Genomic DNA, 20415 nt, shown 5'->3' on the forward strand with positions numbered 1-20415 from the left:
GCATCCCTCCCAAGGCTATAGACCTGTGTAACGTCCCGGAGCCGGCCATGGCCAAACCGCTGCAGGAATACCAGCGCAAACGCGACTTCAACGCCACACCCGAGCCCAGCGGCCGCCACGGACGCGGCAAGGCGCATGCCCTGCAGTTCTGCATCCAGAAGCACGACGCCAGCCACCTGCACTACGATTTTCGCCTGGAGCTGGACGGCACCCTGAAGAGTTGGGCCATCCCCAAAGGCCCGTCGCTGGACCCGACAGTCAAGCGCCTGGCCGTGCACGTGGAGGACCACCCGCTCGACTACGCCAACTTCGAGGGGCACATCCCCGAAGGTCACTACGGCGCGGGCGATGTCATCGTCTGGGACCGGGGCGTCTGGATACCCGAGGACAACCCACGCGAAGGTTACGCCAAGGGCAAGCTGCGCTTCCGCCTGCAGGGCGAGAAGCTCACCGGTGAATGGCACCTGTTCCGCACCCGGTTGGCGGGCAAAAAAGAGCAATGGATGCTGGTCAAGTCCGACGATGGCGCGGCGCGCAGCGAGGCCAACTACAGCATTGTCGATGCCCTGCCCGACAGCGTGCTCAGCGAACGCACGCTGGTGCCGCGCCAGGCCAAGGCGACGCTGGCTCACCCTGAAGCTAAACGTCCAACCTCCGGACGCAAGGTACAGATACCAGCGAAGCTGCAACCGCAGCTGGCGACGCTGGTCGATTCGCCCCCGGCCGGTGACTGGCGCTACGAGGTGAAATTCGACGGTTACCGGATTCTGGCCCGTATTGACGGCAATGATGTGCGCCTGTTCACCCGCAACGGCCACGACTGGAGTGCGAAAATGCCCCGCGTGATAGCAGCGCTTCGCGAGTGGGGCCTTGCTTCGGCGTGGCTCGATGGCGAAGTGGTAGTGAACGACGCCAATGGTGTGGCTGACTTTCAGGCCTTGCAAAACGCGTTCGATACCGAGGACGATGAACCCATCATCTACTACCTGTTCGATCTACCTTATCTGGATGGCCGGGACCTGCGTGAGACGCCCCTGCAAGCGCGGCGCGACCTCTTGCGCCAGCGGCTGGACAGCAACAGCTCGGAGCTGCTCAGGTTTTCCGCAGACTTTGACCAGCCGGTCGCCGCCCTGCTCGACAGTGCCTGCCGCCTGGGGCTGGAAGGCCTGATTGGCAAACGCGCCGACAGCACCTATCAAGGCCGGCGCAGCACTGACTGGATCAAGCTCAAGTGCACGCAGCGCCAAGAGTTCGTGATCGTCGGCTACACCGACCCCAAAGGCAGCCGCAACGGCTTTGGCGCACTGCTCCTGGCCTTGCATGACCGCGACAGCGGCGAACTGCGTTATGCCGGCAAGGTCGGCACCGGGTTCAGCGTCGCAACCCTGGATAGCCTCCTGGCCCGCCTCAAGCCGCTGGAGGTCGCCAAGCCTGCCTTGCACAAGCCACCCACCGGCGCCGAAGCCCGCGGTGTGCACTGGCTCAAACCGCAACTGCTGGCGGAGGTCGCCTACGCCCAGATGACCCGCGACGGCGTGGTACGCCACGCGGTATTTCATGGCCTGCGCGACGACAAGCCAGTCCGCGCCATCGACCTGGAGCGTCCGATGCCCGCCACTATAATCACCCCGCACATGAGCCTGACCCATCCGCAGCGGGTGATCGATGCCACCAGCGGCGTTACCAAGCGCGAAGTGGCCGAGTACTACGCTGCAGTGGCCCCGTGGATCCTGCCACAGCTCAAGGATCGCCCGGTCGCGCTGGTGCGCGCGCCGGAAGGCCTGGCAGGTGAATTGTTCTTCCAGAAGCATGCCGGCCAGTTGCACCTGCCCAAGGTGCTTACCTGCGACAAAGCCCAGGCCGGACAGGCGGCCATGGTCATCAACTACCCGGACACATTGCTGGGCGCCGTGCAGATGAACATGCTCGAACTGCACACCTGGAACGCCACCAGCAAGGCCTTCGACAGGCCCGACCGCTTCGTGCTCGACCTCGACCCGGACCCGGCGTTGCCGTGGAAGGCCATGTTCGAGGCCACTCAGCTAACCCTGACATTGCTCGACGAGCTGGGCCTCAAGGTGTTTCTCAAGACCAGCGGTGGCAAAGGCATGCACCTTGTCGTGCCGCTGACCCGCCGCGCCGGCTGGGACGAAGTCAAGGCGTTCAGTCACGCCATCGTTGGCTACCTCGCCCGACTGTTTCCCGATCGACTGAGTGCCGTGTCCGGGCCGAAGAATCGCGTGGGGCGGATCTTTATCGACTACCTGCGCAACAGTCAGGGAGCCACCACCGCCTGTGCTTACTCCCTGCGTGCCCGCGAAGGGCTACCGGTGTCAGTGCCGATCTGGCGTGAGGAGCTTGCCGAGCTCAAGAGCGCTAACCAGTGGCACATCGGCAATCTGCAAGCCCGCCTGGCCGAAGTCGACGACCCGTGGGCATCAATGGGAAAAACACGCCAGTCGATCACCGCCCGCATGCGCAAGCAGGTGGAACTGCAATGAGCCCGGGCTTTGCAGCAACGCTCAAGATGCCTTGCGCGGCGCCTTGGCCGGCTTTTTCCCGGCAGTGGCCTTCTTGTTTCCTTCGCCCCTCAGGCTGCGCTTGAGCAGTTCGGTCAGGTCGATAATGTCGGCGCCCTTCTCTGCCGCCGGTTCGGCTTTGTCCACCACGCTGATCTTGCCTTTGCTGGCCTTCTCCTCGACCAGATCCATAATGGTGTCGCGAAACGCGTCATGGTACTCACCCGGCGCCCACGGCCCGCTCATGTCATCGACCAGCCGCTTGGCCATGTCCAGTTCACGCTTGTCGACCTTGCTGTCGGTCACACTGCTGTCCAGCTCCACCGACTCAATGCCTCGCACTTCATCCGGCCAGCGCAAGGTGATCATCACCAGCGCCTGCTCCAGCGGGCGTAGCAACGCGAGGTGCTGGCGGGTGTGCAGCACCACCGTGGCCAACGCCACCTTGCCGGTGCTTTCCAGGGTTTCGCGCAGCAGCGCATAGACCTTGCCGCCACGTCGGTCGGGGCTCAGGTAGTACGGCATATCAAATTGCTGCAGGGGGATCTCGCTGGCCGCCACGAACGAGAATATGTCGATGGTCTGGGTCGCCTCGGGCCGGGCCTTGCGGATCTCCTCCTCGCTGATCACCACATAGCGCCCTTTCTCGTACTCCACGCCTTTGACGACATTGTCCGGGCCAATGTCCTTGCCGGTGACCTTGTTGATGCGCTTGTAGCCCACCGGCTCCATGCTGCGCTTGTCGAGCCAGTCGAAGTCGATCCGTTCGCTGCGCACGGCGGTGTTGAGGGAGACGGGAATATGCACCAGCCCAAAACTGATCGCGCCTTTCCAGATTGCCCTGGCCATCCATCACCTCCTGAGCCCGTAAATACCGGATGCCTATCTGAAGTGACTGCGCTGCACCGTGAAAGTTTATTCGGCCTGAGCACACGCCTTGATCTGCTCGCGCAACCATTTCAGGCCAGGATCGGTGTCGAAACGCGAATGCCAGTGGGCAACCAGTTCGGGGGCCGGGAAATCGACCGGCGGCTCGTGGCAGCTCAGGCCGAAAGTGGCGGCGAATGCCTTGGCAATCGGGCCCGGGAGGTTGCAGATGTAGCCGGTTTGCGCGGCGATCACCGGCATCGCCATGAAGTTTTGCACCAGCACGCCTATACGCCGTGCCAACCCCTGAGCCTGCAAGGTCTCATCGATGATGTTGCCTTCACGCTGATGCATTTCGATCATCACCTGCGGCCGCTGCAGGTAGAGGTCGAGCGGAAAGCGACCGGGGGGCAAGCCTTCGCGTTGCCAGATCAGCGTCAGCAGCGAAACCGTGGTAATCGACGCTTGGCTCAGGCCGGCGCCAAACACGGTGGGCGTGCTGATGACCAGGTTGATTTCGCCGCTCTCCAGTAGCGCCGGCAAGGCGTTGTTCGCGGGCAGCGGCACCACTTCGATCATCACCCCGGGGGCTTCGCGGGCGATGTGCCGGATCAGCCCCGGCAGGATCAGGAACTCGACAAAGTCGCCTGAGGCAATGCGGAACTTGCGCTGCGCAGTTGCCGGCACAAAGGGTGTAGTACCCTGCAGCGCCTCATCCAGGCGGGCCAGCGCTTCACGCACCGGGCCGATCAGTTCGGACGCACGTGCGGTGGGGACCAGGCTATGGCGTCCGTTGACGAACAGTTCGTCGCCCAGGCGCTCGCGCAACCGGCGCAGCGCATGGCTGACCGCCGGCTGGCTCAGGGCCAGGCGTTCGCCGGCACGCGTCACGTTCTGCGTGTCCCACAGGGTTGCAAAGACCACCAGCAAATTCAGGTCGAGGGTTCTTGTATTCATATTGTGCATACCTGAAATTCCAACTATTCATTTTTCTCACAGTACAGGGTTTGTTGTAGTGGCTCCATCCTTCCCTCAGTGAAAGAGCCCCAGCATGAACAATAAAAAATCCCTGCAGATGGGTTGGTTCATTCCAACGATTGGCGACACCACGGCGTTCAGCGACCCGAGCAAAAGCATCCCGCAATCCCTGGAGCATTTCGAGCAGGTCGCCGTCGCTGCCGAACAGGCCGGCTTCGACTATGTCCTGGTGCCGGTAACCCCGTTCTGCTGGGATGCCTGGGTGACCGCCTCGTTCCTCATTGCCCGCACCGAAAAGCTCAAGGCGCTGATTGCCGTCAAGCCGGGGTTTATCCATCCGGTCGCCCAGGCCAAGATGTTCGCCACCTTTGACCAGCTGTCCAAAGGCCGTATCTACATCAATCTGATCGCCGGCCTCAGCGAAAAAGACGCCTACGCCGAAGGCCAGATCGTTTCCAAAGACGCTCGCTACGAACAGCTGGAAGAAGAAGTCGAGCTGATGAAGCGTCTGTGGACCGAGCAGGACGTGGAATACGCAGGCAAGTACCACCAGGCCCATGGCCCGAAAGTCATCCCCGCGCCGTACCAGCAACCCCACCCGCCGTTCTTCCTTGGTGGTGGTTCGGAGCATGCCGCGGAGATTTCCGCCAAGCACTCCTCTGTGCACCTGTTCTGGGGCGACTACCCGGAACGCATCGCCGAGCAGATCAAGGCCATGCGTGAGCGCGCCGCGCAATACGGCCGCGGTGAGGAAATCGAATTCGCCATGCGCCTGCAGATCATCTGCCGGGAAACCGAAGAAGAGGCCTGGGCAGCGGCAGACACGCTGGTGAACGGCGCCGACCCGGCCTGGACCGAACAGGTCAAAACCATGATGGCCGAGTCCGTTGCCAACCAACGCATGAAGGAGCTCTCCAACACGGTCGGCCGCAAGATGACGCCGCACCTGTGGACCGGTATCACCGAAGTGCGTCCTGGTGCCGGCATTGCGGTAGTGGGCAACCCGCAGCAGGTCGCCGACCAGTTGCTGGCGTTCGTCGACGCCGGCTGCAGCGGTTTCTGCCTGTCCGGCTACCCGCACCACCAAGAAGCCGAGCGCTTCGGTCGCCTGGTCATGCCGCTGCTCAAGCGCTGAGCCCTTGCACTCCTGCCCAATAACAATCAGCCGCCGGTACGCCCGGCGGTAACTGGAGTCCCTTTAGATGAACACCACCCCTTTCGATCCCAAGCAGTTTCGCCAGGCGCTGGGCGCCTTCACCACCGGCGTGACCATTGTCACCACCCGCGGCGCGGACGGCCAGGACTACGGCATGACCGCCAACAGCTTCAACTCGGTCTCCATTGACCCGCCGATGGTGCTGTGGAGCATCAACAAGGACTCTTCCTCGGCCCATGCCTTTACAGAAGGTGAGCACTTCGCCGTGCACATTCTGGCAACCGACCAGGAATCCCTGTCCAACCGCTTCGCCAAAAGCGGCGCTGACAAATTCGCCGGCCTCGAGCTGCAGCGCGGCCCCAGCGACGTTCCGCTGCTGGAAGGCTGTTCGGCGCGCTTCCAGTGCAAGACCACCTACCAGTACGAAGGCGGCGATCACATCATCCTGGTCGGTGAAGTGCTGGCGTTCGACCGCTTCGACAAAGCGCCGCTGGTATTTCACAGCGGCGGCTACCGACGCCTGCTGCCTGCCGCTGCGCAGCGCCCGGCATCTGCCATTTATGGTGAGAACTGGCTGGGTTTCCTGCTCGGTCGCGCCTATTACCAGCTGCAATTGCCGATTCGCCAGCAGCTGCAGGCCATGGGCATGCAAGACCAGGATTTCGAGCTGCTGGCCATCTTGAGTTTCAGCGAAGGCCGTACCCTCGACGAACTGTTCAAGTTGTTCGAGTTTACCGGCAAGGCGCTCGCCGAAGAGCAACTGGCGTTGTGGTTGCAGAAAGGCTTGCTGACACTGGACAACGGCCGGGTGCTGTTCACCGACAAGGGCCGGCAACTCGCGATCCAGTGGCTGGCCTTCGCCAAAGCCGCCGAAATGAATGCCCTTGAAGCGCTGGATTTCGACGAAGCACAGCAACTCAAGCTGTTGATCGGCCGCGTCATCCAGCACACCGGCTGCGACTTGCCGGCGCATTGGCGCAAGGAGAACATCTGGCAGGACAACAACCTCTGGCAGCAACCCGACGCCATCGCCTCGGCACGCTGACGCAGTACTGCGCGGCGCGCTGCACGTCGCGCGGCCTCGATTACACGAACAGGCCCAAAAGAGGACACTGTCGATGACCCGTTCCACAACCCTGAACGCCACCGCCATGGCCGAGGCGGCACGCGTGCTGCCCGGCCGTGGCCGCGCCCGCTATGCCCTTGGCGTGCTGATGCTTGCCTACGTCTTCTCGATCATGGACCGCCAGGTGCTGAGCCTGCTGGTTGGCCCGATCCAGCAATCGCTACACGTCAACGATACCTGGATGGGCATGCTTCATGGCTTCACCTTTGCGGCCTTCTATTCACTGGCCGGCCTGCCGATCGCCCGCCTGATCGACCGGGGCAACCGCCGGCGGATCATCGCCACCGGCATCGGCCTGTGGTGCCTGGCCACGGCTGCCAGCGGCCTGGCCACGGAGTTCTGGCACCTGCTGCTGGCACGGGTCGGAGTAGCGGTTGGCGAGGCTGTTCTGCTTCCGGGTGCGGTATCGCTGATCAGCGACCTGTTCGTGGCGCAAAAACGCGGGCGCGCGCTGGGCGTATTTGGCGCCGGCGGCCCGGTTGGCGTAGGCGCCGGCCTGCTTGCCACCGGCCTGGTGCTGGGCTACTTCAGTGCCCATCCGCTGACGCTGCCGCTGCTCGGTACCCTGGCGCCGTGGCAGACCACGCTGATGTCGATCGGCCTGCCGGGGCTGTTCATCCTGTTACTGATGCTCGGCGTGCCGGAACCGCGACGCAGTGGCGCACGGCGAGCTACCGAGGTTTCAACGCCACCCGCGGTACCGCTGGGCGAAGTGCTGCACTTCCTGCGCGCAAACCGCCGTACCTTCATCGCCATCATCGTCGGCATGGGTTGCTATAACGCCGCCGTGTATGCCGGAGGTGCCTGGGTACCCAGCTACCTGGTCCGCGAATTTGGCTGGAGTTACGCCAAGGCCGGTACGGTCATGGGCTTGATCATGTGTGTCAGCTCGCCGCTCGGTGTGCTTGGTGCCAGCTGGCTGGGCGAACACTGGCGTCGCCGCGGGGTGAGCAATGGCAACCTGCGCGTAGCGATCGTCGCCAGCCTGATCCTGCCGCTGTGCGCCACGCCACTGCTGCTGGCACCCAATGCCACCCTGGCGCTGCCCTTCCTGGCCCTGACTGCGGCACTGTGGGTCTGCCTGTTCGGCATCGGCCCGGCATTGGTTGTGGAGATTGCGCCAGCCCCGATGCGCGGGCAGTTCATTGCCCTGTTCACCGGTGTGCTCAACCTGCTCGGTGTGGGTGTCGGCCCACTTGCGGTGGGCATGATCACCGACTATCTGCTGGTCGACCCGGCCGCCATTGGCTATTCGATCCTGATCGTCACCCTGATCGCCTGCCTGCTGGCAGGCCCGCTGCTGCTGCGCGCGCGCCACAGCTTCAAGCACACCGCCCAGCGGGCCTGCGAATGGCAACCCGCCAATGCGACTGCAATCAGTCCCTCCATCTGACGAGAACCCTTATGAACACGATCAACGGCAATTGCTTGTGCGGCGCCATCCACTATTCCAGTCAACTGGCCCCGTTGTCGGTTGCGGTCTGCCATTGCAGCGACTGCCAGAAACAGTCCGGCAGCGCTTTTTCAGTCAACCTGCTGGTACCGGCCGAAGGCTTTGTGGTCGAGGGCACAAGCCTCGGCTGCTACACCAAGGCTGGCGGCAGTGGCCTGCCGGTCAAGCGCTACTTCTGCGCCGGCTGCGGCTCGGCGCTGTACAGTGAAGTCGCGACGATGCCTGGCGTTCTGGCAGTCAAGGCCGGTACGCTGGCCAATCCTGCCAGCGTCACGCCGAACCTGCACCTGTGGTGCTCTGCGGCGCAGCCCTGGGTAGTGATCGACCGCACACTGCCGTGCTTTGAACAGACCCCCGTGTAGGGGGTCATATTGTACGTTAAGGTTATTTTTTGGCCTTTCTGCTTGAGCTGATCTCAGCCGACGAGACCGCGCGCGCCAGCGCGTTACGGACCTCCCTTTCTATTCAGTCCCGCCTGTACTCGCCGACGAAGTGCCGGATCGCGGAACCCCTCAAGCAGAAACAGCGTTCGCTCAATACAGCCAATTTCCCACAGTGCGTTGGCAAGTCCGTTTTGCTTGGGGTAACTGGCAAGCTTTTTCAGCATCAGGGAAGTGAGCATTCGCGAGACAGCGGATGCCACTGTTTGCAGTTGTTCACAGGCCTGCCGCATACAATCTCTTTATCATAAAGGGAATGAGCAAAAATGAGCGTTTTATGGTTGCAGCAATTCACCAATCGTGAAAAATAAAGTGCTCCGACACAAGTCAAACCGCACATATCGCCGGCACCCGCCAGTGACTACTCTTTAGTATTGCTCATCACTTCCCCTTAAAATCACTTCACTGAACAGCATTAATTATGCCAAAAATCAATACTACGTCAGGCCTGCCTCCCCCTGTGAACAGTGGCCCATCAGTTAAAAGTGAGTCAACTGGATACATTCCACTAACGTCTTTCTTTAACGACCCCTATGTAATAGATCATATGGCGCTGGCAAAGGAGATTAGCGACCATCACCAGGGGAGCATTATAAAAAAGCTTTTTAATAAAAAAGACAACCTTTTAGATTCAGAAGAAAAAATTAAAACCATTGATTACTCCATAAATGACGGTTTTCTGTATAGAGCCCATCGATCGGATTCGCAGACGGTAATGATGATGGGCATAACCCGTAACACGGAGCAAAACACCAGTGAAAGTTTTGACGATTACCTGACAAAACTATTCAAGCATACTGCCAGTCATGGCAGTCAGAGTGCCGTATTGTCTTTTAGTTCTCGGAAGGACAAGGCCAAAAAATTCATGTCAGAGGAAAAAGTTTTACTCAAAATTAATGCCGATAGCGAGGCTGACAGAAATGAATTCATCTCAACACCCCAACTTATTCTTCAGCACGGCGGACGACTTCTGGAAACAGGAAAAATAGACAGACTGACACTAATTTCCGCAATCGATCAGCTCAACAACAAAGAGCATGAATTTTTTTATATTGGAAAACCTCACGGATATCATTATGGTGAGGTACCGCCTTACAAAGTAGAATCATTTGGCAGTGATAAAAAATTTAGTAAGCCCATTGATGCAAATAACAAATACATCTGCCAGGAACGTAAACGTGAACCTCTTCCTGAAAATCTGGTACTGAGAGAAGATAAGCTTGGTATCTGCAGTGACAATATTTGTTACCCGGATATAAGTAGTTGTTTGACCGTCACCATCAGAAATAAAAACAGCCTTGCTGGTATTCATCTAACAGTTGCGTCAGACAAGCAGCAGTTGAAAGACTCCCTTGAAGAAATAAAAGAGCTGATAAAAGACATACCAGGCGATGTTATCATTAGCGCGCCCTTTTCTGAATACAAGAGACATGTTAAAGACAATGACCTCAATACGAGAGCCAAGTTAAAAAAAATAATCTCAAACGTTTTTCCACACTCAGATATCCAAATGTATGACACCTCTGACATTCAGTCAGCACACGTATTCGTAAGCAAAAGCGCGATTCGCCACGAAGATGCTGCCGGCAAACCTGTTATCGGCAACCGGTATCCAGAGGTCTCAGCGCAAAATGAGGCCCCTGAAAGAACTAACGCTCCCGTCACAGCGGTCGGAGTACAGGGCACGGTACCCGAAAAATCAGCGTCAGCGCCCGCTGCGGCGCTGGCCATCCCCATCCCTCCCGAGGTGAGCAGGCTCAGGACGATCGTCTCTCTTGCTGAACTCAAAGAGCAGTCTGGCCGGCGGGAGCTGCCCCCGGAGGAGGTCCGTAAAGCCCTGCTGGAGGCCGGCGTCCAGCTTGCGGACGTTGCGCGGCATCCGGGCAAAGAAATTCTCGAGGTAATCACCGGCGATGAGATTACCGGGAGCAACTATTCGCAAAGCAGCGAAGCGCTGAGCGGCGCGCTCGCTGCGGACTATTTTACTGCTTTTGATACGACCATTACCGACACTGAAAAGCTTAGCGGTGACGCCACAAAATCCCTGCTGGACTCCCCGCTGAGGGAGTATGTGGCCGAACACCGTGGCCAGATAAACATGCATCCCTGGGCTGACGGTCTCAGCGGGGCGGTGAACACGCCGGCAGTCGGCCAGCAGCACGTTAAGGCCGTCACGGCTTTGTTTACTGAGCTGAAGTCGGAGCCCGCCATCGGTACGGCCTGGGCACCCGGAGAATCGGCCTCAGCCCGTCCCGGCGTAGCGTTGATGACGGAAAAGCTCCGCGAGCTCGCCAGCGATAAGAAGGCCGCAGAAGAAAAGCTTACGGCGCACGTTGTGAAACGTGACATTAACATCAGGAAAGACGCTGAGAGAATTGCGCGCCTCAGAGTGGAAGAAAAGGCAAAAAGGCAGGAAGCAGACAAGCAGGCGTGGAATGCCCTAGGGCGCCACGTTGCAAGCATGGTGGCGGGCGGGCAGGACTGGAGGAACAGCCATGCCAGACTGAGGGAAGGTATTGAAGCCCGCTTCAGTCAGGCTTACCACGCCCGCATGGACGCCTATCAACAAGGCAGAGAGGTGGCTGCCCAGAAGCTATCGGCGATGCTGAAAAACTTGGCGGAACAGCTCAATGCGCCCGCCCGCAAGAGCGAGGCGCAGGTGAGCGTCGCTGCGCGCGCGGGGCAGAGCGTGGCGAAGGATGCTGAGGTGGTAAATGCGGACATCGCCGGCAGGCTCGACGCTATCCGGAGAGAGATGGATACGGCGATTCAGGCGTACAACGACGGGCTTAAGAACAAACTGCCGGAACACGAGATGGCGCAGCGGCTGTCAGCGTTGGAGCGAACCTTGCGAAAAATGGAGTTAACCACTCAGAAGATTTGTGAGCAGATGGGGGCCACGGCGGGCACGGGCTGGGTGCCAGAGTCGCCGTCGCGACAGGCTGTTGACGCCCTGATGCAGGAGATGGAGCAGCAGGTTATGCAGGACAGGCTTCCGGACGTGGAAATGAGTTCGAGGCTTCCGGACGTTCCGCAGAGGAGCGTACGTGAGCGCGGGAAGGAGAAGATTGCGCTTGAGCGGTCCGCTCACGACAAGGTTGGGAATGAATATCAGGGGGTGTCGGGTCGGCAATCCTACCTGTAGGCCATCGACGTAGGAGCCAGGCTTGCCGGCGAAACCTGCACCGCGGTGCCCCTGATACACCGCGTCATCGTTTTTCGCGGGCAAGCCACGCTCCTACAGGCACGCGTACGCCCCTACAGATCGGCTTGAGCGTTTACTGGCGCTGCCTGCGCATCGCCAGAATCGCATCGTACCGACTGAAAACACCCAATTTGGCGAAGATGTTCTTCAGGTTCCACTTCACCGTCTGCAGGCTCAGGTTCAGCGCCAGGGCGATGTGCTTGTTCGACATCGACTGTTCCAGCAGGTCGAGGATCTCCTGTTCACGGCGGGTCATAGCCGGTCCCGGCTCACGCGGTACTGGCGCAGCTACGGGCGCTGCGACCGTCGGTGTTGTCCTGAACAGTTCCTGGCGGTACTCAGCCAGCACCGACCCCTCCTCCAGCTTCAGCTCGCCCAGCATCGACTGGAACACACTGCCTTCGTCCAGCAAGGTGCGCACCAGGCCCAATCGGTAGCCACAGGCGACTGCTGCTTTGAAGCTGTCCTGCGCTTCACCTTCGCGCTTGAGCGCCTGCAAGGCGAACGCCCGCAACAAATCGACCTGAACCCGCCAGCGCCCGCGATTGAATTCACCGGCATAGCGCTGTGCGATGTCCAGCGCCTGCAGGGCCGCCTCGTGTTGCTGCCTGGCCAGTGACAAGCGCGCCCTGGACAACGCCGCCAGCGTCATGATCTCGGCATCGCAAGGCGTTGCCCCACGGTGGTTGCGCGCCAGTTCATCAAGCCTGCCCTGCAGCACTTCGGCATGGCTGCAATCGTCACACATCAATGCCAGGCGCAATTGCTCGGCCAACATACTGCCCATGCCACGGTCCAGGCCCAGGCTTGCAAAGTGCTCCTCCTTTTCTGCGAGGTAATCCAGTGCCGCCCGTGGCGACGTTTGCAGATTGATCAGCCGCCCGTGACACAGCGCCGCACCAATCATGAACATCGGCGCCGAAAAGCGCAGGATATCCAGGCGGTTAGCGAGGATTTCGCTGGCCTGCTCGGCCCGGTTGAGTTCGTAACACGCCTCGGCCATCACCACGGCGGCGCTGCAGGCGCTTACCGAGCGCCTGCCATGCAGCCGTTCAGCCTGGTCCAGTACGGGCGCGCACAAGCGCTCGGCTTCGAGCACCTTGCCTTCGAGCAGGCTGGCAGAGGCCATCGTCACCTGCCCCATCAAGGCCATCTCGTCGTCAGAGCGCAGGCAGCGGGCTGCCGGTTGCCGGTAGAGGTTGCGGGCCTGGCCATGGTGCCCGTGCAACGCCAGGCAACTGATGGTCAGCGCAATCCGCACCTGCTCCTGGAACGGAGCAGACAACGCCCTGCCCTCCAGGGACTCGAGCAACGCCATACAGCGGGCGTCGTCATCCTGGTGCATCGCCAATGCAGCTTTGAGCAATGTCAGTTGCCCTTGCCAGTCCTCGGTCAGGGGAACGCTTTCAAGCAAACCGATCCAGTCATGTGCCTGGCGCGTGAGCACCGTCAGTACCGCCCCCCAGATTCCCAGCAACAGCAGGTTGGGGTGTGTACTCAGCACCCCCTGGGGCAACTGCTCCAGCCAGCGCATGAACTGGCTCAGATGACTGACCCGGCGGGTAGAGGGCTGCACACGCTCCAGCAGCCCGACAATCAAGGCGAAATCTTCACACTGCAGGCCGTGACGAAATGCCTCCTGGACCAGGCCCGCGCGTTCGAACCAGTGTGCCGCGCGCCCGTGCAGCAGCCGCTCATCCACACCGCTGGCACGCAGGCGCTGCGCGAGGAATTCACCAAACAGCGGATGCATGCGGTACCAGCGCTGGCCCTCATCAACCAGCGGTTGAATGAACAGGTTATGTTCCTCCAGCGCAGCAATTTTCTGCGCCGCATCAGGATCTTCAAAGATGTACGCCGCCGCTTCAGCGTTAAAACGGCGCAACACGGAGAGCTTTTGCAGAAACACCAACAACTCGACGGGCAAGCCCGCCACGACATCCTGCGCCAGGTAATCCGCCAGCGCGGCATTGTTGTGCGCAAACGCAGCGCTTTGCAGGGGCGTACGCGGGTTGTTCTTCAGCGCGATGGCCAATAACTGCAGGCCAATCGGCCAACCGGCAGTCAACGCATGGGCGGCATGAACCGTCTCAAGCTCAAGCTGCTCATCCAGATGCCCCCTGAGAAACGCCAGCGACTCGCGAAAGTCGAAGGCCAGCTGGGCGCACTCGATTTCACACACCTGGCCCAGCGCCCGCAGCCGCCCCAGTTGCAGCGCAGAGGCTGCGCGCGAGGCCAGTACCAGGTGCATGTCCTCGGGCAGGTTTTCGCACAGCATCTGCAGCAGCGCGACCGTACGCGCATCCGTGATGTGATGAGCGTCGTCGACCATAAGATAGAGCTTGCCGCCCAGTTGCGCCAAGGCGTTGATCAGCCGCGCCGATGCCGCCTGTACAGTGGCATCGGCGGTGTGCAGCGGCTGCAGCAGTTCGTCGTCGATTGCCAGGCCCGCGTGGCGCAAGGCGCCAAACACATTGGCGAAAAACGTCTCAAGGCGACCATCGCACGCCGCCAGCGACAGCCACGCCACCTGCGCGCCTGCGGTGATCAATGACTGTCGCCATTGGGCGATCAGCGTCGTCTTGCCAAACCCGGCGCTGCCGGCTACCAGCACCCGGCGGCTATGCCGCCAGTGCCGTAATTTTTCCAGTAACTGTTCGCGCACGACGGTACGGGTACTCAGCCGCGCAGGCGTGAACTGGGTGGTAATCAACGGAACACAGGGCATGGCACTATCCGCTCAACCAACATTGCGTGTGCGGTTTTCCCAGAAGGGTTTTCGCAGCTCGTTCTTGAGGATCTTGCCAACCCCTGACAGCGGCATTGCGTCACGGAACTCGACGCTGCGCGGGCATTTGTAACCGGCTATACGCTCGCGGCAATGGTCAACCAACGCATCGGCATGGGCATGACCTTCGGCCTTGAGCACAATCACCGCATGCACGCTTTCGCCCCATTTATCCGAAGGAATGCCGATCACTGCGCACTGCGCGACCGCAGGGTGACTGCTGAGGGCATTTTCCACTTCCGCCGAATAGACGTTCTCGCCGCCACTGACGATCATGTCTTTAAGGCGATCGACGATGTAGACAAAGCCCTCGTCATCCATGTAGCCGCCATCACCGGTATGCATCCACCCCTGCCTGAGCACCTGGGCGGTATCTTCAGGCCGGTTCCAGTAACCGAGCATGACATTCGGGCCGCGCACGACGATCTCGCCTACCGCGCCGCGCGGCACTTCGCGCCCCTCGCTGTCGACGATCTTCAGCTCCACGCAGTTGACCGCGCGCCCCGCCGAATACATCTTGCCGCTTGCCTGGTGCTGGGCACAGTGATACTCGGCATCGAGCATGGTGCCGCCCGTGGTCAGCTCGGTCATGCCGTAACCCTGAAAAAAGCCCGCCGCCGGGAAGGCCTCGCAGGCTCGATCGAGCAACGCCGGGGTAATCGGTGACGCGCCATAGACGATGTGGCGAATGGAGCCCAGGGCGATGTCGCAGGTCCGGGTGTCCGCCTGGCGCGCATCGAGCATCATCTGGATCATGGTCGGGGCCAGCATCAGGTCGGTGACCTGTTCGCTGATGATGGTGCCGATCGCCGCTTCACCGCTGAACGCCGGCAGCACCACATGGGTGCCACCGCTGACGGTCAGGCAGTACAGGGCCGAGAAGTCGGCGAGGTGAAACATCGGCATGGCATGCAGGAACACGGCGTCTTCGCCGAAGAACCCGCGGGTCATCGCCGACAGCCCGGCAAATGCCAGGTTGGCATGGCTGATCATCACGCCTTTGGGGAAACCGGTAGTGCCGCCGGTGTAAAAAATGCCCAGCAAGGCATCACCGCCTCGGCGCGCATCCTCTTGTGGGACCGCTTCGGCCAGCAAGCTTTCATAGTTGAGCATGCCCGTCGGGGTCGGGCCGTCGCCAGCATAAATGACATGGCGAAGGCACGGCGACTGTGCGGCGATGGTGGCACCGATGTCTTTGAACGTGTCGTCGACGATCAGCACCCGGGAGTTCGAATCGCACAGCGAATAGACGATTTCAGCGACGCTCCAGCGGGTGTTGACCGGGTTGAGCACGCAATCGGCCCACGGCACGCCCAGGGCATATTCGATATAACGCTGCGAGTTGCGCGAGAGCATGGCGATGCAGTCGTCACTGGCCATGCCCAGCGCCTTGAGCGCCCCGGCCAGGCGCGCAACGCGCTCGCCCAGGCCGGCGAAGGTCAGGCTACGGCCCATTTCACGAATGGCTACCGCGTTGGGGCGCTGCTGAAGATGGCGTTACAGCCCTTGAGTAATGTACATCGGAGCCTCCTGTCTTATTATTTTAGGATCGAATCTGAAAGGGATTCGCTGTCCGGCGCAGAATCGTTGATGCCTTCCCTGGCAAGCCGGGCGACCCTCTCGTGGATGAACGCCGCCCGGCCTTGCCCCTTACAGCGAGCGTCCCACCAGCTCACGCTGGATTTCGTTGGCGCCGCCATAGATACGGGCCACCCGCGCATCGGCGAACATCCGCGCGATCGGGTACTCGTTCATGTAGCCGAAACCGCCAAAGAACTGCAGGCAATCGTCAATCACTTCGCCCTGGCGGTCGGTCAGCCAGAACTTGCCCATCGACGCCAGGGTGGTGTCGAGGGTGCCGTCCACCCAGCGCTGCACGATCAGATCGGCGAACAGCCGCGAAGCCAGCGTGGTGGCTTTGACTTCAGCCAGGGTGAAGCGGGTGTTCTGGAAGTCCAGGATCGACTTGCCAAATGCCTTGCGTTCGCGGGTGTACTCCACCGTCAACGCCAGCGCACGCTCAAGGGAGGCGGCCGCCTGGATGGAAATTTCCGCGCGCTCATACGGCAACTGCTGCATCAGTTGGGCGAAACCCTGGCCTTCGACGCCGCCAAGCAGGCAGTCCGCCGGTACTTCGCAGTCCTGGAAGAACATTTCCGAGGTGTCCTGGCCAGGCAGGCCGATCTTGTCCAGGCACTTGCCGCGCTGGAAACCCGGGGTGGCGGTATCGACCAGGAACAGCGAGATACCGCGCGAGCCCTTGGCCTCCAGGTCGGTTTTGGCGATCACCACCACCATGTCGCTGTTCTGACCATTGCTGATGAAGGTCTTCGAGCCGCTGATCAGGTACTTGTCGCCGTGCTTCACTGCGCGGGTACGCACGCCCTGCAGGTCGGAGCCAGTGCCCGGCTCGGTCATGGCGATCGAGCAGATGCACTCGCCGGACGCGATCTTTGGCAGCCAATGGCGTTTCTGCGCCTCGGTACCGCCGGCGAGGATGTAGTGACCAACGATGTGGTTGATGCTCAGGGCGATACTCATCGCACCGGCATAGGTCAGCTCTTCCATCGCAACCGCATAGTGGGCAGGCGTACCGTCGGCCCCGCCATACTCGGAGGGCATGTCCGGGAGGATCATGCCCATTTCGCCACAGGCCAGCCAGGCGCTGCGGTCGGAACGGTGCTGTTCGCGCCATTTGTCTTCGTGCGGCAGCAATTGCTCGCGCACGAATCGACGGATGCTGTCACGGAAGGCAACCAGGTCGGCATCTTCCCAAGGCGACACGTAGTTCGCTACACGCATGGTGTTCTCCTCACTCAGTCAGACGTTGCCGAAACCGCCGCCGCACACCAGCACCTGGCCGGAGACGAAATTGGATTCAGGGATGCAGAACAGGTAGACCGAGCCTGCAGCTTCGTCCGGGGTGCCCGGGCGACCCAGCGGGCACAGCTGGTTGCTGGCAGCAATGGCGGCCGGCTGGATGCCGACCTTGATTTCGCGGCCTTCAATGTTGACGGTCTTGCTGGCATCACCGGCCAGGGCCTGGGTCATGCGGGTGTCGATATGACCGAAGGCCACGGCGTTGACGTTGACGTTGTAGCGCCCCCACTCCTTGGACAGCGATTTGGTCATGCCGAGGATGCCCGCCTTGGCAGACGAATAGTTGGCCTGACCGGCGTTGCCGCCTGCGGCGATGGAGGAAATGTTGACCACCTTGCGGTTGACCACGCGGCCTTCGGCGGCCTCTTGCTTGGCCAGGGCACTGATGACGGGCTGCGCAGCGCGCAAGATGCGGAACGGCGCGGTCAGGTGGCAGTCGATGATGGCGTACCACTGCTCGTCGCTCATCTTCTGGATCACGTTGTCCCAGGTGTATCCGGCATTGTTGACGATTATGTCGATGCCGCCAAAGCTGTCGACCGCTGTCTTGACGAAGCGCTCGGCAAAATCCACGGCAGTGACGCTGCCCACGCAGGCAACCGCTTGGCCACCGGCAGCACGAATTTCGCCCACCACGTCTTCGGCCGGGCCGGCGTCGAGGTCATTGACCACCACGCGGGCGCCATCAGCAGCCAGTTTCAGGGCGACACTGCGGCCGATACCACGACCGGAGCCAGTGACCAGGGCGACTTTGCCTTCGAGTTTTTTCATTGTTAAGACCTTCTTCAAACGTCTTCTAGCGGTAAGGGGGCTTCAGGCCAGGGCGACGACGGCGTCGCCGACGACCTTGGGTTCGCCGTACTGGTTGGCGCACTGGATCTGCAGGCGTACACGCTGCTCGCCGTCGGCCTCGAACTTTTCCGTAACGCGGCCGGTCAGGTGCGGGATGTGGCCAATCTGGGTAATGCCGACAAAGCGCATGGAAAAACTGCGGATCTGCGTTTGCGGCACCCAGTTGGTCAGCAGCCGGCCCAGGTAGGCGGCCGACAACATGCCGTGGGCGAACACGTCGGGGACGCGGGCCTTGCGGGCAAAATCGATGTCGATGTGGATCTGGTTGTGGTCACCGGACGCACCGGCGTACAACGCCAGCATGGTGCGATTGACCGGACGCAGCCTGAGCAGCGGCAATTCGGTGCCGACGTGTACATCGCTGTACTGAGGGGCACGGATCGGGGTATGGGTCATGACTAGGCCTCAGCGCTGCACGAGCGAGGAGCGAAGGTCGGCGATGTGCACGCCGTCCTGGTTGGTGATGCGGGTCTGCTGGACCACGAACTGCAAGGCCCCGCCCTTCTTCTCGTAGACATCGGCAATGTGCGTGTCGAAGGTCAGTACATCGCCGGCAAAGGCCATGTGGTGGTAACTGAATTCCTGCTCGGCATGCAGGATGCGCCCGAGGTCAAAGCCCATGATGTCTTCGACGATTGCTTGCGGGTCGCGGCCCTCGCTTTCCAGGCACAGCAGGAAGGTGGGGGGTACCGGCAGGGCCGGATAACCCGCCGCCCTGGCCGCTTCTTCGTCGGTGTAAACCGGGTCGGTCTCGCCAATGGCCTTGGCGAAGAAGCGCAGGCGCCCCTTTTCCACGGCACTGGTGGTGGTGCCAAGGGCACGACCGATCAGACTTTTATCTGCCATTTCGATGGTTTCCTGGTGATTGGCGGGACGATCAACCGCGACCGTACAGGGTCACGACGCCGGCGCCACCCAGGCCCAGGTTGTGCTGCAGGGCGTGCTGCAGCCCTTCCACCTGGCGCGCTTCGGCGCTGCCGCGCAACTGATGGGTCAGCTCGTAGCACTGCGCCAGGCCGGTAGCACCCAGCGGGTGGCCCTTGGACAGCAGACCACCGGACGGATTGACCACGACCTTGCCGCCGTAGGTGTTGTCGCCATCGAGAACGAACTGCTCGCCACCGCCGACCGGGCAGAAGCCCAGGCCTTCATAGGTCAGCAACTCGTTATGGGCGAAGCAGTCATGCAGTTCGCAGACACGAATGTCCTCCGGGCCGACGCCGGCCTTGTCGTACACCTGCCAGGCGGCCGAGCGGGTCATGCCGGTACCGACGATGTCGATCATCGACGGCGGTTCGAAGGCATCGGGGGTATCAGTGGTCATCGCCTGGGCCAGGATCGACACGTCGGTACGCAGGCCATGGCGCTTGGCAAAGCGCTCGGAAACGATGATTGCTGCAGCACCACCGCAGGTCGGCGGGCAGGCCATCAGACGGGTCATCACCCCTTCCCAGACGACCTGGTCAGCCATCACCTCTTCGGTGCTGACGACTTTCTTGAACACGGCCAGCGGGTTGTTGGCGGCATGGCGACTGGCTTTGGCGCGGATCGCGGCGAAGGTTTCCATGCGCGTGCCGTACTTGTTCATGTGCTCGCGGCCGGCGCCGCCGAAGAACATCAGTGCGCCCGGCATGCCGACGCCTTCCGGGAACGCCAGCGCGGCGCTGTCGAAACCCTTGCCCATGGTCAGTGGACGGTCGGTCCAGAAGTTCTTCAGGGCGCCGGGCTGCATCTGTTCGAAGCCAAAGGCCAGGGCGCAGTCGACAGCACCGCTTTCTACCGCCTGACGGGCCATGAACAGCGCCGTGGAACCGCTGGCGCAGTTGTTGTTGACGTTGATCACCGGAATGCCGGTCATGCCCACTTCATAGAGCGCCGACTGGCCGCAGGTGGAGTCGCCATACACGTAGCCGGCGTAGGCCTGTTGCACCAGCTCGTAACCGATGCCGGCGTCCTGCAGCGCCTGGCGCACAGCCTGGGCGCCCATTTCGATGTAGCTGCCGCTGGCACCGGGCTTGGCGAACTGGATCATGCCGACACCGGCAACGTAGGTTTTCTGGGACATCGTATTCTCCGCGGTCAGTAGACTTGGCTGGCTCACCGGTGTTTCCGGGGCCCTGGCGTCATGGTTGCGCAACGCTTTTCGCCTGT

14 protein-coding genes and 2 pseudogenes are annotated in these 20415 nt (G+C 61.2%); 6 read left to right on the forward strand and 10 right to left on the reverse strand.

Annotated features, from left to right (window positions below; translation table 11 throughout):
* The first annotated feature begins 47 nt into the window (after window positions 1-47).
* Window positions 48-2501, forward strand: a complete 2454-nt coding sequence (ligD, locus tag I5S59_RS14325) for a DNA ligase D (protein WP_197877205.1) — start codon at window positions 48-50, stop codon at window positions 2499-2501.
* Window positions 2502-2522: 21 nt separating this feature from the next.
* Here the strand turns inward: ligD and I5S59_RS14330 are convergent, their stop codons facing one another.
* Window positions 2523-3368, reverse strand: a complete 846-nt coding sequence (locus tag I5S59_RS14330) for a Ku protein (RefSeq protein WP_197877206.1) — start codon at window positions 3366-3368, stop codon at window positions 2523-2525.
* A gap of 66 nt (window positions 3369-3434) precedes the next feature.
* Window positions 3435-4343, reverse strand: coding sequence for a LysR family transcriptional regulator (locus I5S59_RS14335; RefSeq protein WP_197877207.1), 909 nt, complete (start codon window positions 4341-4343; stop codon window positions 3435-3437).
* A 94-nt stretch (window positions 4344-4437) separates the two neighbouring features.
* Here I5S59_RS14335 and I5S59_RS14340 point away from each other — a divergent pair, with 94 nt between their 5' ends.
* The 4 genes from I5S59_RS14340 (at window position 4438) to I5S59_RS14355 (ending at window position 8461) form a co-directional block, all read left to right on the forward strand.
* Window positions 4438-5499 (forward strand): LLM class flavin-dependent oxidoreductase, encoded by a 1062-nt coding sequence (locus tag I5S59_RS14340; protein ID WP_197877208.1) that lies wholly within the window; start codon window positions 4438-4440, stop codon window positions 5497-5499.
* A 67-nt stretch (window positions 5500-5566) separates the two neighbouring features.
* Window positions 5567-6565, forward strand: a complete 999-nt coding sequence (locus I5S59_RS26455; protein WP_232239758.1) for a flavin reductase family protein — start codon at window positions 5567-5569, stop codon at window positions 6563-6565.
* A 73-nt stretch (window positions 6566-6638) separates the two neighbouring features.
* On the forward strand, window positions 6639-8039 hold the full coding sequence (locus I5S59_RS14350; RefSeq protein ID WP_197877209.1) for an MFS transporter: 1401 nt from the start codon (window positions 6639-6641) through the stop codon (window positions 8037-8039).
* Between the two features lie 11 nt (window positions 8040-8050).
* On the forward strand, window positions 8051-8461 hold the full coding sequence (locus tag I5S59_RS14355; protein ID WP_197877210.1) for a GFA family protein: 411 nt from the start codon (window positions 8051-8053) through the stop codon (window positions 8459-8461).
* Window positions 8462-8525: 64 nt separating this feature from the next.
* Here the strand turns inward: I5S59_RS14355 and I5S59_RS14360 are convergent.
* Window positions 8526-8715: pseudogene (locus I5S59_RS14360) on the reverse strand (Tn3 family transposase); the annotation flags it as partial.
* A gap of 371 nt (window positions 8716-9086) precedes the next feature.
* On the opposite strand from I5S59_RS14360, the gene I5S59_RS14365 reads away from it, so the two are divergent.
* Window positions 9087-11684 (forward strand): hypothetical protein, encoded by a 2598-nt coding sequence (locus tag I5S59_RS14365; protein ID WP_197877211.1) that lies wholly within the window; start codon window positions 9087-9089, stop codon window positions 11682-11684.
* A gap of 133 nt (window positions 11685-11817) precedes the next feature.
* Here the strand turns inward: I5S59_RS14365 and I5S59_RS14370 are convergent, their stop codons facing one another.
* The 7 genes and pseudogenes from I5S59_RS14370 to I5S59_RS14400 form a co-directional block, all read right to left on the reverse strand.
* Complete coding sequence (locus tag I5S59_RS14370) at window positions 11818-14472, reverse strand: LuxR C-terminal-related transcriptional regulator (RefSeq protein ID WP_197877212.1); 2655 nt, start codon at window positions 14470-14472, stop codon at window positions 11818-11820.
* Window positions 14473-14484: 12 nt separating this feature from the next.
* Window positions 14485-16014, reverse strand: a pseudogene (locus tag I5S59_RS14375) (long-chain-fatty-acid--CoA ligase); the annotation flags it as partial.
* Between the two features lie 168 nt (window positions 16015-16182).
* The gene (locus I5S59_RS14380) at window positions 16183-17334 is read right to left on the reverse strand and encodes an acyl-CoA dehydrogenase family protein (protein ID WP_128326602.1); all 1152 of its coding nucleotides are present in this window, start codon (window positions 17332-17334) and stop codon (window positions 16183-16185) included.
* 18 nt (window positions 17335-17352) lie between these two features.
* On the reverse strand, window positions 17353-18183 hold the full coding sequence (locus tag I5S59_RS14385; protein WP_197877213.1) for an SDR family NAD(P)-dependent oxidoreductase: 831 nt from the start codon (window positions 18181-18183) through the stop codon (window positions 17353-17355).
* A 42-nt stretch (window positions 18184-18225) separates the two neighbouring features.
* A complete protein-coding gene (locus I5S59_RS14390; RefSeq protein WP_197877214.1) occupies window positions 18226-18660 on the reverse strand; it encodes a MaoC family dehydratase in 435 nt (144 codons plus the stop codon).
* A gap of 9 nt (window positions 18661-18669) precedes the next feature.
* Window positions 18670-19110, reverse strand: a complete 441-nt coding sequence (locus tag I5S59_RS14395; RefSeq protein WP_197877215.1) for a MaoC family dehydratase N-terminal domain-containing protein — start codon at window positions 19108-19110, stop codon at window positions 18670-18672.
* Between the two features lie 31 nt (window positions 19111-19141).
* Complete coding sequence (locus I5S59_RS14400) at window positions 19142-20329, reverse strand: lipid-transfer protein (protein ID WP_197877216.1); 1188 nt, start codon at window positions 20327-20329, stop codon at window positions 19142-19144.
* Window positions 20330-20415 lie beyond the last annotated feature (86 nt).

The sequence above is a fragment of the Pseudomonas alkylphenolica genome (genome assembly GCF_016009175.1).
Classification (GTDB): domain Bacteria; phylum Pseudomonadota; class Gammaproteobacteria; order Pseudomonadales; family Pseudomonadaceae; genus Aquipseudomonas; species Aquipseudomonas alkylphenolica_B.

Coding starts and splice junctions, on each gene's coding strand:
- ligD (WP_197877205.1), top strand. CDS start 48: ATGGCCAAACCGCTGCAGGAATACCAGCGCAAACGCGACTTCAACGCC.
- I5S59_RS14390 (WP_197877214.1), bottom strand. CDS start 18,660: ATGACCCATACCCCGATCCGTGCCCCTCAGTACAGCGATGTACACGTC.
- I5S59_RS14335 (WP_197877207.1), bottom strand. CDS start 4,343: ATGAATACAAGAACCCTCGACCTGAATTTGCTGGTGGTCTTTGCAACC.
- I5S59_RS14380 (WP_128326602.1), bottom strand. CDS start 17,334: ATGCGTGTAGCGAACTACGTGTCGCCTTGGGAAGATGCCGACCTGGTT.
- I5S59_RS14355 (WP_197877210.1), top strand. CDS start 8,051: ATGAACACGATCAACGGCAATTGCTTGTGCGGCGCCATCCACTATTCC.
- I5S59_RS14395 (WP_197877215.1), bottom strand. CDS start 19,110: ATGGCAGATAAAAGTCTGATCGGTCGTGCCCTTGGCACCACCACCAGT.
- I5S59_RS14330 (WP_197877206.1), bottom strand. CDS start 3,368: ATGGCCAGGGCAATCTGGAAAGGCGCGATCAGTTTTGGGCTGGTGCAT.
- I5S59_RS14385 (WP_197877213.1), bottom strand. CDS start 18,183: ATGAAAAAACTCGAAGGCAAAGTCGCCCTGGTCACTGGCTCCGGTCGT.
- I5S59_RS14400 (WP_197877216.1), bottom strand. CDS start 20,329: ATGTCCCAGAAAACCTACGTTGCCGGTGTCGGCATGATCCAGTTCGCC.
- I5S59_RS14365 (WP_197877211.1), top strand. CDS start 9,087: ATGGCGCTGGCAAAGGAGATTAGCGACCATCACCAGGGGAGCATTATA.
- I5S59_RS14350 (WP_197877209.1), top strand. CDS start 6,639: ATGACCCGTTCCACAACCCTGAACGCCACCGCCATGGCCGAGGCGGCA.
- I5S59_RS26455 (WP_232239758.1), top strand. CDS start 5,567: ATGAACACCACCCCTTTCGATCCCAAGCAGTTTCGCCAGGCGCTGGGC.
- I5S59_RS14340 (WP_197877208.1), top strand. CDS start 4,438: ATGAACAATAAAAAATCCCTGCAGATGGGTTGGTTCATTCCAACGATT.
- I5S59_RS14370 (WP_197877212.1), bottom strand. CDS start 14,472: ATGCCCTGTGTTCCGTTGATTACCACCCAGTTCACGCCTGCGCGGCTG.